At 60.2% G+C, this 12,792-nt stretch carries 9 protein-coding genes and 1 pseudogene; 8 read left to right on the plus strand and 2 right to left on the minus strand.

The annotated features are described in order from the left end of the window. Positions 1-2: 2 nt before the first annotated feature. From murG to murB, 3 genes are read left to right on the plus strand one after another with little or no spacing between them, the layout of a single operon-like run. Positions 3-1,127 (plus strand): undecaprenyldiphospho-muramoylpentapeptide beta-N-acetylglucosaminyltransferase, encoded by a 1,125-nt coding sequence (murG, locus tag AC1DPR_RS08110; RefSeq protein ID WP_113471580.1) that lies wholly within the window; start codon positions 3-5, stop codon positions 1,125-1,127. Next, positions 1,124-2,539: a UDP-N-acetylmuramate--L-alanine ligase gene (murC, locus tag AC1DPR_RS08115; protein WP_113471581.1), complete on the plus strand. Its 1,416-nt coding sequence runs from the start codon at positions 1,124-1,126 to the stop codon at positions 2,537-2,539. Before murG ends, murC begins: the two co-directional genes overlap by 4 nt. Continuing rightward, positions 2,536-3,510: a UDP-N-acetylmuramate dehydrogenase gene (gene murB / locus AC1DPR_RS08120; RefSeq protein WP_018858326.1), complete on the plus strand. Its 975-nt coding sequence runs from the start codon at positions 2,536-2,538 to the stop codon at positions 3,508-3,510. Before murC ends, murB begins: the two co-directional genes overlap by 4 nt. 2 nt (positions 3,511-3,512) lie before the next feature. On the opposite strand, the pseudogene AC1DPR_RS08125 reads toward murB, so the two are convergent. Both AC1DPR_RS08125 and AC1DPR_RS08130 read right to left on the minus strand, forming a co-directional pair. Then, positions 3,513-4,608, minus strand: a pseudogene (locus tag AC1DPR_RS08125) (metallophosphoesterase). A 110-nt stretch (positions 4,609-4,718) separates the two neighbouring features. Continuing rightward, positions 4,719-6,023 (minus strand): MFS transporter, encoded by a 1,305-nt coding sequence (locus tag AC1DPR_RS08130; RefSeq protein ID WP_018858327.1) that lies wholly within the window; start codon positions 6,021-6,023, stop codon positions 4,719-4,721. Between the two features lie 420 nt (positions 6,024-6,443). On the opposite strand from AC1DPR_RS08130, the gene AC1DPR_RS08135 reads away from it, so the two are divergent. The 5 genes from AC1DPR_RS08135 to lpxC all read left to right on the plus strand — a co-directional run bounded on the left by AC1DPR_RS08135 (position 6,444) and on the right by lpxC (position 12,644). Next, positions 6,444-7,370, plus strand: coding sequence for a D-alanine--D-alanine ligase (locus AC1DPR_RS08135; RefSeq protein WP_018858328.1), 927 nt, complete (start codon positions 6,444-6,446; stop codon positions 7,368-7,370). Then, positions 7,358-8,290, plus strand: a complete 933-nt coding sequence (locus tag AC1DPR_RS08140; RefSeq protein WP_026371941.1) for a cell division protein FtsQ/DivIB — start codon at positions 7,358-7,360, stop codon at positions 8,288-8,290. Before AC1DPR_RS08135 ends, AC1DPR_RS08140 begins: the two co-directional genes overlap by 13 nt. Beyond that, positions 8,287-9,618: a cell division protein FtsA gene (gene ftsA, locus AC1DPR_RS08145; RefSeq protein ID WP_018858330.1), complete on the plus strand. Its 1,332-nt coding sequence runs from the start codon at positions 8,287-8,289 to the stop codon at positions 9,616-9,618. Before AC1DPR_RS08140 ends, ftsA begins: the two co-directional genes overlap by 4 nt. 56 nt (positions 9,619-9,674) lie before the next feature. Beyond that, positions 9,675-11,399, plus strand: coding sequence for a cell division protein FtsZ (gene ftsZ, locus AC1DPR_RS08150; protein WP_112659292.1), 1,725 nt, complete (start codon positions 9,675-9,677; stop codon positions 11,397-11,399). A 288-nt stretch (positions 11,400-11,687) separates the two neighbouring features. Further along, positions 11,688-12,644, plus strand: a complete 957-nt coding sequence (lpxC, locus tag AC1DPR_RS08155) for a UDP-3-O-acyl-N-acetylglucosamine deacetylase (protein ID WP_018858332.1) — start codon at positions 11,688-11,690, stop codon at positions 12,642-12,644. Positions 12,645-12,792: the final 148 nt, after the last annotated feature.

A 12,792-nucleotide genomic window follows, 5' to 3' on the forward strand; every position in this document is an offset into this window, starting at 1 on the left:
TTATGAGTAAAGGCATTGTCCTGCTTGCCGCCGGGGGAACCGGCGGTCATGTGTTTCCTGCGGAGGCTCTGGCCTACAAGCTGAAGGAGCGCGGCTATTCCGTGCACCTGGTCACCGATAGCCGTGCCGAGCGTTATGCCGGCAAATTCCCGGCCGATGAGATTCATGTCGTGCCGTCGTCGACGATAGGCTCCAAGAATCCGGTCGCTGTCGCGCGCTCGCTGTGGACGCTGTGGACCGGAATGCGGGCTGCCAAGAAGCTTATCGCGCGTCTCAAGCCTGTGGTGGTCGTTGGCTTCGGCGGGTATCCCACCGTACCGCCGCTGCTCGCTGCAACGCGCCTCGGCGTGCCTGCGATGATCCACGAGCAGAACGCCGTGATGGGCCGCGCCAACAAGGCGCTGGCTAGCCGTATGCAGGCGATTGCAGGCGGGTTCCTGCCCGAAGGCGACGGCCAGTTTCCGAGCAAGACGGTGACAACGGGCAATCCGGTGCGACCGGCCATCATCGAGGCGGCGAAAGTGCCGTATTCTCCGTCCAATCCCGGTGAGCCTTTCAATCTCGTCGTCTTTGGCGGCAGCCAGGGCGCGCAGTATTTCTCCAAGGCGATGCCGACAGCCATCAGCTTGCTCGAGGACGGGCTTCGCGATCGCCTGCGCATCACCCAGCAAGTGCGTCCGGAAGATATGGGCATGTTGAGCGCTTGCGTCGCTCAATTGAAGATGGCTGCTGATACGGCGCCGTTCTTCAGCGACATGGCCGAACGACTTGCCGCGGCACATCTCGTCATCTGCCGTTCCGGTGCATCCACGGTTTCGGAGATTTCCGTGATCGGGCGGCCGGCAGTGCTTGTGCCTTACCCACATGCTTTGGACCACGATCAGGCGGCGAACGCGGCAGCGCTTGCGGCGACCGGCGGAGCCAAGGTCATTCCGCAGGCCGAGCTTTCGCCGGAGAAGATCGCTTCGATACTCACCCATGCGATGAACGATCCGGAAAAGCTCGCCCGGATGGCCGCTGCAGCCAGGCAAGCGGGTAAACCCGACGCTGCGAACTTGCTTGCCGACATGGTAGAGGCTATTGCGGCACGACGTACAATTGCAGAGTTCAAGGGGAAACGCGCATGAAAATGCCGAAGGCCATCGGCCTCGTTCATTTCATCGGCATCGGCGGCATCGGCATGAGCGGCATTGCCGAGGTGCTCCACAATCTCGGTCACCGCGTGCAGGGATCGGATCAGGCCGACAGCGCCAACGTGCAACGCTTGCGTGACAAGGGCATCGAAGTCTTCGTCGGCCACAAGGCAGAAAACCTCGGTGACGCCGAAGTGGTGGTCGTCTCGACTGCGATCAAGAAGAACAACCCCGAGCTTGTCGCGGCGCGTGAAAAGCTGCTGCCGGTCGTTCGCCGGGCGGAGATGCTTGCCGAATTGATGCGGTTCCGCAATGCGATCGCGATCGGCGGTACGCATGGCAAGACCACAACCACGTCGCTGGTGGCAACGCTGTTGGAGGCAGGCGGTCTCGACCCTACCGTCATCAACGGCGGTATCATCAATGCCTATGGCACCAACGCTCGCATGGGTGAGGGTGAGTGGATGGTGGTGGAGGCCGACGAGTCCGACGGCACGTTCCTGAAGCTTCCCGCCGACGTTGCCGTCATCACTAACATCGACCCCGAGCATCTGGACCACTACGGCAATTTCGATGCGGTTCGCGGCGCATTCCGCCAGTTCGTCGAGAACGTGCCGTTCTACGGCTTCGGCGTGCTGTGCCTCGACCATCCGGAAGTCCAGGCGCTCGTCGGCCGGATCGAGGACCGCAAGATCGTTACCTATGGCGAGAATCCGCAGGCCGACGTTCGTTTCATGAATGTCCGTGTCGAGGGTCCGCGCTCGATCTTCGACGTAGAGATCCGCCGCCGGAGAACCGGGCAGGTGATCAGGCTCGACAATCTCGTGATGCCGATGCCCGGACGGCACAACATATCCAATGCCACCGCCGCGATCGCGGTTGCCAATCGCCTCGGTATGTCCAGCGAGGACATTGCCAAGGGACTGGCCTCCTTCGGCGGCGTCAAGCGCCGCTTCACGCTGACCGGCGAATGGAATGGCGTCCAGATCTTCGACGACTACGGCCACCATCCTGTCGAGATCAAAGCCGTGCTGCGCGCTGCGCGCGAAGCCTGCAAGGGTCGCGTGATCGCAGTTCATCAGCCGCATCGCTATTCGCGGCTATCCAGCCTCTTCGAGGAGTTCGCGTCTTGCTTCAACGATGCGGACAGCATTTTCCTCGCGCCTGTCTATGCGGCGGGTGAGGATCCGATCGAAGGGGTGAATTCCGAGGCACTCGTATCCCGGATCAAATCGGGCGGTCACCGCGATGCCCGCTTCCTGCCTTCCCAAGAGCTTTTGCCTGAAATGGTCGCAGAGATTGCAAAGCCGGGGGATTTTGTGGTTCTGTTGGGGGCTGGGAGTATCACATACTGGGCGGCAGCGTTGCCCAAGCAATTGGAAAGCCTTTCGGGAATATCTGCATGAAACAGGTGAATGGGGAAAAGCTTCTTGCGTCGCTCGGCGACGGTGTAAAGAACATCCGCGGTAGGATCACGCCGGATGCGCCGATGGACCGCGTCACGTGGTTCCACGCTGGCGGTCTGGCCGAGTTGATGTTCCAGCCGCATGATGAGGACGACCTGATTGCTTTCCTCAAGCTTTTGCCGGAGGAAGTCCCGGTCACCGTCGTTGGCGTCGGATCGAACATCCTGGTTCGTGACGGCGGCATTCCCGGCGTGGTGTTGCGGCTTTCGGCAAAGGGCTTCGGCGCCGTCGAGCTTGCGGGCGAGAACCGCATACGCGCTGGTGCGATCTGCCCCGATAAGCATGTCGCAGCCATGGCTATGGACAACGGCATCGGCGGCTTCCATTTCTACTACGGTATTCCCGGCAGCATTGGTGGCGCAGCGCGCATGAACGCCGGCGCCAACGGCGGGGAGACGCGCGAGCGGCTCGTCGAGGTGAATGCGGTTGATCGCAAGGGCAACAAGCTTGTCCTGTCGAACGCGGATATGGGCTATTCCTACCGTCATTCATCGGTGCCGAGCGATCTGATTTTCACCTCGGTGCTCTTCGAAGGGTACAGCGAGGACCGCGCCAAGATCCGGGCCGAGATGGATGCCGTGCGCAGTCATCGTGAAACGGTCCAGCCGATCCGCGAGAAGACCGGCGGCTCGACCTTCAAGAATCCGGACGGCCATTCCGCCTGGAAGCTCATCGACGAAGCGGGATGCCGCGGGCTGGTGATCGGTGGCGCCCAGATGTCGTCGCTTCATTGCAATTTCATGATCAACATGGGGCAGGCGACGGGATATGATCTCGAATATCTCGGCGAACAGGTCCGTCGCGAAGTCTTCGAAAAATCCGGTATCAAGCTCGAGTGGGAAATCAAGCGTCTCGGCGTCTTCATGCCAGGACGTGAGGTTCGTCCTTTCCAAGGCGTAACCAACGAGTAACGTTAGGTGAGGCGTTTGCTGAAGGCGGTGGAGAAAGTTACGCCGCCCCTGTCGTCACTGGCTTCGCCGATCGCTACATCCATCGTGTTGCTTGTCACCCGGACAAGGCAGAAGCCGCCCATGAAGGCGGCTTTTGCTTTGAAAACGTCCAGCTTGCCGACCCGATAGGCCATCGGCGTGTTGTGCTCGTGGCCGTGGAAAATACCGATTACGTTGTAGCCTTCGAGGGTTGCGAGGAGTTCCTGACGTTCCGATTCACCCCACCAGTGGGGCGCACCGCTTCCTCTTAACGTGAATGTCTTCATTTCAGGATTCCAGCGCTCGAGGGAAAACCGGTCCCATCCATAGTGCTGGAAGATGACCACCGGGCGGCCATCGGACGCATAGGTCTCGAGATCGCGTTTCATCCAATCGAGGCTGCTCGCTGAACCTCTTGTGTTGTCCCAGCGTAACGCTGCGCCTGAATCAGATGCAGGCCACCCCAATTCCAGGAGTAGTTGTCCGATGCTTCGTCGTAGTTGTCGACAGGCACCAGCGGCTTGAAGAAGACGCTCGGCTTGTGGTTCATCTGCACGTAATCACGCAGTTCGTCGCGGTACCAATCGATTTGCGGCGGGCGCCCGTCCTGATCGAGATCGTGGTTGCCGAGCCCAACATAGACGGGAAAGTGCACGTGGTCGGCACCGCGTCCTTGCTGGTAGCGTTGAGAAGACTCCAGTAGCTGCGACCCTTCTGCGAACTCCGCAGTCTGGCCGCCGCCATCATCGGTCACATCGCCACACACGGTAATGCCCTGCGGCCTCGCAATCGGCTGACCGGCGAGCAGAAGGCCGCTCGGCTCCCCTGCGATCTCAGTGGGCCATGCCTGGTGGTGAATGCCGTTGAGCGCAAGAATGTGACGGAGCAGGTTTGCGTCGGTCTTGCCTTCACACTGGCAGTTGGGACTTAGCCCGTCTCCGAAGCGGCACGCATGGACGTCGTTGATGACAAGGAAGGTGACATTGATCGGCGGGACGCTGGCCGGCTCGCAATGGACGGCAGTGTCAGCGAGATTCCGGCGCCTACACTTTGTGCCAGCAGTGATCGTCGTGTCAGCATCCCGGCTCTCCCCGTTTTCGAGAATCTAGGGGCAAGGCGTTAGCCGGCAACAATGAAAAGGGCCGCGGCAGTTTCCCGTCGCGGCCCTTCGAACTGGACTGTTTTCGTGATCAGACTTCGTTGCGGCCGGAGGCCAGAATGCAGATCAAGGTGATGACGGCAGAAAGACCGAGATAGTAGCCGACATATTGCATGCCGTAGTTTGCCTGCAGCCAAGTGGCAATGTAGGGCGCCAGCGAAGCGCCGAAGATGCCGGCAAGGTTGAAGGTGATCGACGAGCCGGTATAGCGCACGGCAGTCGGGAAGGGCGCAGCAAGCGCCGTGCCGATCAGACCGTAAGTCATGCCCATCAGCGCCATGGAGACGATCGCGAACACAACAATGCTGCCTTCGCCGCCGGTCATCAGACCGGGCAGGAAGAACGAGAAGATACCGATCAGCAAGGTGGTGAGGATCAGCATCTCGCGGCGGCCGAAGCGCTCGGCGAGTTTGCCTGATATCGGGATGAAGATACCGAAGGCGACGGAACCGACGATCTGGATCTTAAGCGCGTCCGGGAACGGGATCTTCAGGACCTTGACATTGTAAGACAGAAGGTAAGCCGAGCCGATGTAGAACAGCACGAAAGTGGCGAGCGCCACGAAGGTGCCGAGGAACAGGCTGCGCTTGTGCTTGCGGAAGAGTTCGGCAACCGGGACTGCAACGCGCTCCTGCTTGTCAATCGCCTTCTGGAACGCCGGCGTTTCGGTGATCGAGAGACGAACCCAGAGACCGATGGCGATCAGCAGAATCGAAGAGATGAACGGCACGCGCCAGCCCCAACTCAGCAGATCATCTTGCGACATGACCTGCAGCAGCAGCCAGAAGATGCCCGAGGAGAGGAACAGGCCGACCGGCGCGCCGAGCTGCGGGAACATGCCGTACCAGCTGCGCTTGCCTTCCGGTGCATTCTCGGTGGCGAGCAGCACGGCGCCGCCCCATTCACCGCCTAGGCCAAAGCCCTGGCCGAAGCGGCAGAGCGCGAGCAGCAGCGGCGCGAGAACGCCAATCGACTCGTAGGAGGGCAGAAGACCGATCACGACCGTCGAAATGCCCATGGTGAGCAGGGCGGCGACGAGCGTCGTCTTGCGGCCGATCCTGTCGCCGAAATGGCCGAAGACTACTGCGCCCAGTGGACGGGCGAAGAAGGCGATCGAGAAGGTTGCAAAGGAAGCAAGCAGGGCCGTGGTCGGATCACTGTTCGGGAAGAACAGCGTCGGGAAGATCAGCACGGCGGCTGTGGCGTAAACGTAAAAATCGAAGAATTCGATCGTGGTGCCGACAAGGCTCGCGATCAGAACACGCGCCGGCGAGTTGACTTGCGCATTGTTCGATAAAGCGGGCGTCGGCGATACTCTGGATATCGCGTCTGACATTTTCATTCCAATTGGGATTACACCGGTGCCCTTGGGAGGCAGACGGCTCTTAACGCAATTTTAATTCGGCGCAAATGCCCACCGAGTAACAAACGCAAAAAAAATTAGTACGCTTTGCATTTTTCCGACGATTCGGCGCTTCTGGGTGGCCGAACCTCAAAGTTGACGGGCGGAAAAGCCATCGAACTGGTGCGAATTCCTGATGGGATGCTGCACGAAAGCCGCCGTTGTCGTGGGGTTTTCTGAACGTTGCACGGCCTTCCTCCGGAGGGGCGTTCGAGGCAAAAATTAACGAAAGTAAACACTTCATTAACCATAATCAGGCTCTAATACACCTGCGTCACCGAGCGAGATTCGGACGGGAAACAAGCTTGGTGCAAGCGTCGAAATTCACAGTGCAGGTTATTTTTGGGGGTGTTGATGAGTCGCAAGCATGTCGCTGTCCTGATGGGCGGGTTTTCCTCGGAGAGGCCGGTAAGCCTTTCCTCCGGGACGGCGTGCGCAGACGCTCTCGAGGCTGAGGGCTTCCAGGTGACGCGGATTGACGTCGATCGCGATGTGTCTGCCAAGCTTGCTGCCTTGCGGCCCGATGTCGTCTTCAATGCGCTGCACGGCCCCTATGGCGAGGATGGCACGATCCAGGGCGTCCTCGAATATCTTGAGATTCCCTATACGCACTCCGGCGTGCTTGCGTCAGCGCTCGCCATGGACAAGGAGAAGGCCAAGGGCGTTGCAGCTGCTGTCGGCATTCCGGTTGCTCAATCCGAGGTGATCAATCGATTCGCCTTTCCGGCGGAGCACCCGATGAAACCTCCCTACGTCGTGAAGCCTGTGCGCGAGGGTTCCAGCTTCGGCGTAGTGATCGTTCAGGAAGATCAATCCCATCCTCCGCAAATCATCAGCTCTCCGGAATGGCGCTATGGCGAGCAGGTTCTTGTCGAGCGCTACATCTACGGTCGAGAGCTGACCTGCGGTGTGATGGGCGATCAAGTGCTCGGCGTCACCGAAATCGTGCCGGTCGGGCATGGCTTCTACGACTACGATGCCAAGTACGTGGCAGGTGGATCGAAACACGTCATTCCGGCGGAAATTTCACCGAATATTTACCAAAAAATACAATCATTGGCGTTAAGGGCGCATCAAGCAATTGGTTGCCGTGGCGTGAGTCGCTCCGACTTTCGTTACGACGATCGCTTCTCCGAAGATGGTGAAATCATCTGGCTGGAAATCAATACTCAGCCAGGCATGACTCCAACCTCCCTGGTGCCCGAAATGGCCGGTCATGCCGGCTACACGTTTGGTGAATTTCTCCGTTGGATGGTGGAGGACGCTTCTTGTTCTCGGTGACGGTCAAAAGAATAGGGCGCCCAAGTCATCAGGCGGAGCTCTCGTTTCCCGAGGGTGATGGTCGGTTGGTTCTGCCGCGCCCGCTGCGTCGCGTTGTGCGCTTTCTTGTCAGCCTCGGGAGTGGCCGCATCCATATTCCGGCTCACGTTGGGACGGTATCCGCCTTGGCATTCTTTGCGGCGACGGGTCTCTACGGCATGTCGCTCGGTGGTCACACCGAAGCGGTTGCGCAGGCGACGACGACGGCTGCAGGCTTTGCGATTGATGACGTGAAGGTGTCCGGCAATTCCGAGACCTCCGAAATCGAGATCCTGCAGTTGTTGGGGCTGGACGGTACGACCTCGCTCGTGGCGCTCGATGTCGATGCCGCGCGTCAGAAGATCGCGAAACTTCCCTGGGTCGAGAATGTCGAAGTTCGCAAGGTCTATCCGAAGACGATCGAGGTAAAGCTCACGGAGCGACAGGCTTACGCCATCTGGCAGCATGGTCAGGAACTCTCTCTCGTGGAGAAGGGTGGCTCGGTCATCGCTCCGCTTCGTGACAATAAGTTTTCGCAGTTGCCGCTGGTGGTTGGTCGCGGTGCTGAAGTTGCCGCAACCTCGCTCGAAACCGAATTTGCGAAGTGGCCGGAGATCAGGGCGCGGGTAAAGGCCTACGTCTGGGTGTCGGGTCGCCGCTGGGATCTGCACATGGACAACGGCGTTGCGGTGAAGTTGCCGGAAGACGATGTCGATCTGGCTCTGGCGCGGCTGTCGAAGTTCATGAAGGAGCAGGACCTTCTGGAGCGCGACATCGCTGCGGTCGATCTCAGGCTCACCGACCGCACGGCAATTCAGTTGACGCCGGAAGCCATGGCGCGCCGGCAACTTGTGCTTGATCAGCGGACCAAGGATTTGAAGAAGGCGGGGCAAAATATATGAGCTTGTTCGGTTCGTCCCATTTCGGATTGCCGCGCCTGAAGCCGCTTTCGTCGAAGCGGTCCCACGTCGTTTCGGTGCTCGACATCGGATCGACGAAGGTCGTCTGCATGATCGGCCGCCTGACGCCTCGCGAGGAAAGCCAGGTGCTGCCCGGCCGCACGCACAACATTGAAATCATTGGGATTGGCCACCAGCGTTCGCGCGGCATCAAGACCGGCGCGATTTCCGACCTCGATGCGCTGGAAAGCGTGATTCGCCTTGCTGTCGATGCCGCCGAGCGCATGGCCGGCCTGACGGTCGAAAGCCTGATCGTTAACGTCACGGCCGGTCGTCTGACGAGCGATATCTACACCGCAACCATCGATCTCGGTGGCCAGGAAGTCGAACTGAACGACCTCAAGAAGGTTCTGTCGGCAGCCTGCCAGCAGTCGCTGCGCCAGGATCGTGCCGTGCTGCATTCACTGGCAACCGGCTTCTCGCTCGACGGCGAACGCGGTATCCGAGATCCCTTGTCGATGTACGGTGACGTTCTCGGCGTCGACATGCACGTCGTCACCGCTGAGCGTACCGCGCTTAAAAATCTCGAGCTCAGCGTCAATCGCGCTCACCTCTCGGTTGAGGGAATCGTTGCGACGCCGTATGCTTCCGGTCTGGCAGCTCTCGTCGACGATGAAGTCGAGCTGGGCTGCGCGGCGATCGATATGGGGGGCGGAACGACGACGATTTCGGTCTTTGCAGAAGGTAAGCTGGTGCACACGGATGCCGTCAGCCTCGGCGGCCATCACGTCACTACGGACCTCGCCCGCGGCCTTTCGACCCGAATCGAAGACGCCGAGCGCCTCAAGGTCGTTCATGCTTCCGCAATGCCGAACTCCTCGGACGAGCGCGAGTTGATCTCGATCCCGCCGATCGGCGAAGACGAACGCGACCTGCCGACGCAAGTGCCGCGCGCTTTGGTATCGCGCATTGTCAGCGCCCGTATCGAGGAAACCATGGAATTGATCCGCGACCGCATCCAGCGCTCGGGCTTCAGCCCGATCGTCGGCAAGCGCGTCGTGCTGACGGGTGGTGCGAGCCAGCTGACCGGCCTTGCCGAAGTTGCGCGTCGCATTCTTGCCCGCAACGTCAGAATCGGTCGTCCGATGGGCGTCTCGGGCCTGCCGACTGCAGCGAAGGGCCCAGCCTTTTCGACGGCCGTCGGTCTGATGATCTATCCGCAGGTCGCGGACCAGGAAACACATGCGTCACAGAGCGGTCTGCTCATGTCGCTTGGGGGAAATACCAGCCGCTTTGCCCGCATGGGGCAGTGGTTGAAAGAGAGCTTCTGACAATTGAGTGAATTGGCCGGCGTGGCGATGCGGCCATAAAGAGAAGGAACGGTAACATGACTATCAAGCTGCAAAAGCCGGATATCACTGAGCTTAAGCCGCGTATCACCGTGTTCGGTGTTGGCGGCGGCGGCGGCAACGCTGTCAACAACATGATCTCCGCTGGCCTCCAGGGCGTCGACTTCGTCGTTGCCAACACGGATGCCCAGGCCCTGACGATGACCAAGGCGGAGCGCATCATCCAGCTCGGCGCCAACGTCACTGAAGGTCTCGGTGCTGGTTCGCAGCCGGAAGTCGGCCGTGCCGCAGCCGAAGAGTGCATCGATGAAATCATCGATCACCTGAACGGTACGCACATGTGCTTCGTCACCGCCGGCATGGGCGGCGGCACCGGCACCGGCGCTGCTCCTGTTGTCGCTCAGGCGGCTCGAAACAAGGGCATCCTCACGGTCGGCGTCGTTACCAAGCCTTTCCACTTCGAGGGCGGTCGCCGCATGCGTCTGGCCGAAGCCGGAATCGAAGAGCTGCAGAAGTCGGTCGACACGCTGATCGTCATTCCGAACCAGAACCTCTTCCGCATTGCCAACGACAAGACGACCTTTGCCGACGCTTTCGCGATGGCTGACCAGGTACTCTACTCCGGCGTTGCCTGCATCACCGACCTGATGGTGAAGGAAGGTCTCATCAACCTCGACTTCGCCGACGTCCGTTCGGTCATGCGCGAAATGGGCCGCGCGATGATGGGCACCGGCGAAGCATCCGGCCAGGGCCGCGCGATGCAGGCTGCCGAAGCTGCAATCGCCAACCCACTGCTCGACGAAACGTCGATGAAGGGCGCACAGGGCCTGCTGATCTCGATCACCGGCGGTCGCGACCTGACCCTCTTCGAAGTCGACGAAGCTGCGACCCGCATCCGCGAGGAAGTCGATCCGGACGCGAACATCATCCTCGGCGCGACGTTCGACGAGTCGCTCGAAGGCATCATCCGCGTTTCCGTTGTTGCTACCGGTATCGATCGTGCGATCAATGCCGCGGCAGGAAAGACCTTCCAGCCGGCAGCGAAGCCGATCGTGCGTCCTTCCGCGGCCGTTGCTCCGGCTCCGGCCGCTGTTCAGCCTGCACCTGTCATGCAGCAGGCACCCAAGCCCGTCGACTCGGTTGCACAGGCAATCCGCACGGCCGAGGCCGAGATGGAACGCGAGCTCGAGATCCACGCTCCGCGTGCTGCAGCTCCGGTGCAGCAGCCGGCAATGCAGGAGACCTTCCGCCCACAGAGCAAGATCTTCGCTGCTCCGGAAGCCGCTCCCGTCATTCGCCCCGCCCCGGTTCAGCAGGCTCCCGTTCACGCGCCTGTTATCAGCCAGCCGGCTCCGCAGCCGGTCATGAGCCAGCCGGCTCCGGTCATGCAGCAGCCGATGGCCGCCCAGCAGGCCGTTCGCATGCCGAAGGTGGAAGACTTTCCGCCGGTCGTGCAGGCCGAGATCGACCGTCGCTCGCAGCCGGCCGCTCCGTCTCACGCCCACGAAGAGCGTGGCCCGATGGGGCTCCTGAAGCGGATCACCAACTCACTTGGTCGCCGCGAAGAGGAAGTTGCGCCAGAGATGACCTCGGCTCCGGCTGCGGCATCGCAGCAGCGCCGACCGCTTTCTCCGGAAGCCAGCCTCTATGCGCCGCGTCGCGGAAATCTCGACGATCAGGGCCGAAGCGTTCCGCAAGCTCGCATGATGCAGGAAGACGATCAGCTTGAAATTCCTGCGTTCCTGCGCCGCCAGTCGAACTGAGGCAAGGGTCAGAATCGCCACAAGGATGCCCGGGAGTACGCTTCCGGGCATTGCCGTTTCAAAGCTCTGAATTCGACACGAATTGCGTTGTTATTTCAAAGGCATGCTTTCGTAACAATGCGAAAGAAACAGTGATTTGGATTGGAACCCGGGCGCACGTATGTATGTGCTCAAGGAACCGTCTTCTTGCGCTTTATCGCGAGGCTCTGACGGAGTGAAATGACCCCTGGCGGATGGTTCGGCATGTTAGCCGATGCGGATCACCAGGGATAATAAAGGCAAAAATTTATGGTTATTGGCATGTTGGGTTTTCAGACGACAGTATCGCGCCCGATTACGCTCTCGGGCATCGGCGTTCATTCCGGTGCTGACGTTTCGATTACCTTCAACCCGGCAGAAGCTGACACAGGCGTTGTCTTCAATCGCATGCACGACAACGGCGAGGTTTCCGAATATCGTGCCGTGTCTTCTCAGGTCGGCAATACAGATCTCTGCACCGTTCTTGGTTTCTCGCCGGCGCGATCGGTCGCGACGATCGAGCATGTCATGGCCGCTGTCTACGCGCTTGGTCTCGACAACGTCCTGATCGAAGTTCACGGTTCCGAAATGCCCATCATGGATGGCAGCTCGATGCCCTTTATCGAGGCGATCGAACAGGTTGGCCTGGTATCGCTTGGCGTCAAGCGTCGCTACATCCGCGTCACCAAGCCGGTTCGCATCGAGCATGGTGGTTCGTGGAGCGAGTTCCGTCCCTATGACGGCATGCGCTTTGAGGTTGAGATCGATTTCGACTGCCCGCTGATCGGCCGACAGAAGTGGGAAGGCGACATGACGGCTGCGACGTTCAAGTCCGAGCTGTCGCGTGCCCGTACCTTCGGCTTCATGCGCGATGTCGAGCGTCTTTGGGCCTCCGGCCACGCGCTTGGTTCGTCGCTTGAGAATTCGGTCGTCATATCGGACGACAACACCGTTATCAACGTCGAAGGCCTGCGCTACGCCAAGGACGAGTTCGTGCGCCACAAGGCACTCGATGCGGTTGGCGACCTGGCGCTCGCCGGTGCTCCTTTCATCGGCTGCTATCGGTCCTACCGCGGCGGTCACAAGATGAATGCTAATGCTCTCAAGGCGTTGCTCAGCGACCCGACCGCCTATGAAGTGGTCGAGACCTCTGCGCCGCGCCAGCGTGTTGCGGCTCGGGATTTCATCCGGGTCAACGCGCCGGAATTTGCTCCCTGGTCGGCATGACCTCCATCACATTTATTAGGCCAGGGCCGCCTCCTTCGGGAGGCGGTTTCTTTATGGGGAGCAGGCTGACGATGATTCCCCGATAGATGTGCTGCCGCAGATGCTTAGTAGCACCAGATGCAGCATTCGCAGTGTAAAACCGGCGTTT

It is taken from the genome of Rhizobium sp. 01T417, assembly GCF_056398905.1.

Coding starts and splice junctions, on each gene's coding strand:
- murG (WP_113471580.1), top strand. CDS start 3: ATGAGTAAAGGCATTGTCCTGCTTGCCGCCGGGGGAACCGGCGGTCAT.
- murC (WP_113471581.1), top strand. CDS start 1,124: ATGAAAATGCCGAAGGCCATCGGCCTCGTTCATTTCATCGGCATCGGC.
- murB (WP_018858326.1), top strand. CDS start 2,536: ATGAAACAGGTGAATGGGGAAAAGCTTCTTGCGTCGCTCGGCGACGGT.
- AC1DPR_RS08130 (WP_018858327.1), bottom strand. CDS start 6,023: ATGTCAGACGCGATATCCAGAGTATCGCCGACGCCCGCTTTATCGAAC.
- AC1DPR_RS08135 (WP_018858328.1), top strand. CDS start 6,444: ATGAGTCGCAAGCATGTCGCTGTCCTGATGGGCGGGTTTTCCTCGGAG.
- ftsA (WP_018858330.1), top strand. CDS start 8,287: ATGAGCTTGTTCGGTTCGTCCCATTTCGGATTGCCGCGCCTGAAGCCG.
- ftsZ (WP_112659292.1), top strand. CDS start 9,675: ATGACTATCAAGCTGCAAAAGCCGGATATCACTGAGCTTAAGCCGCGT.
- lpxC (WP_018858332.1), top strand. CDS start 11,688: ATGGTTATTGGCATGTTGGGTTTTCAGACGACAGTATCGCGCCCGATT.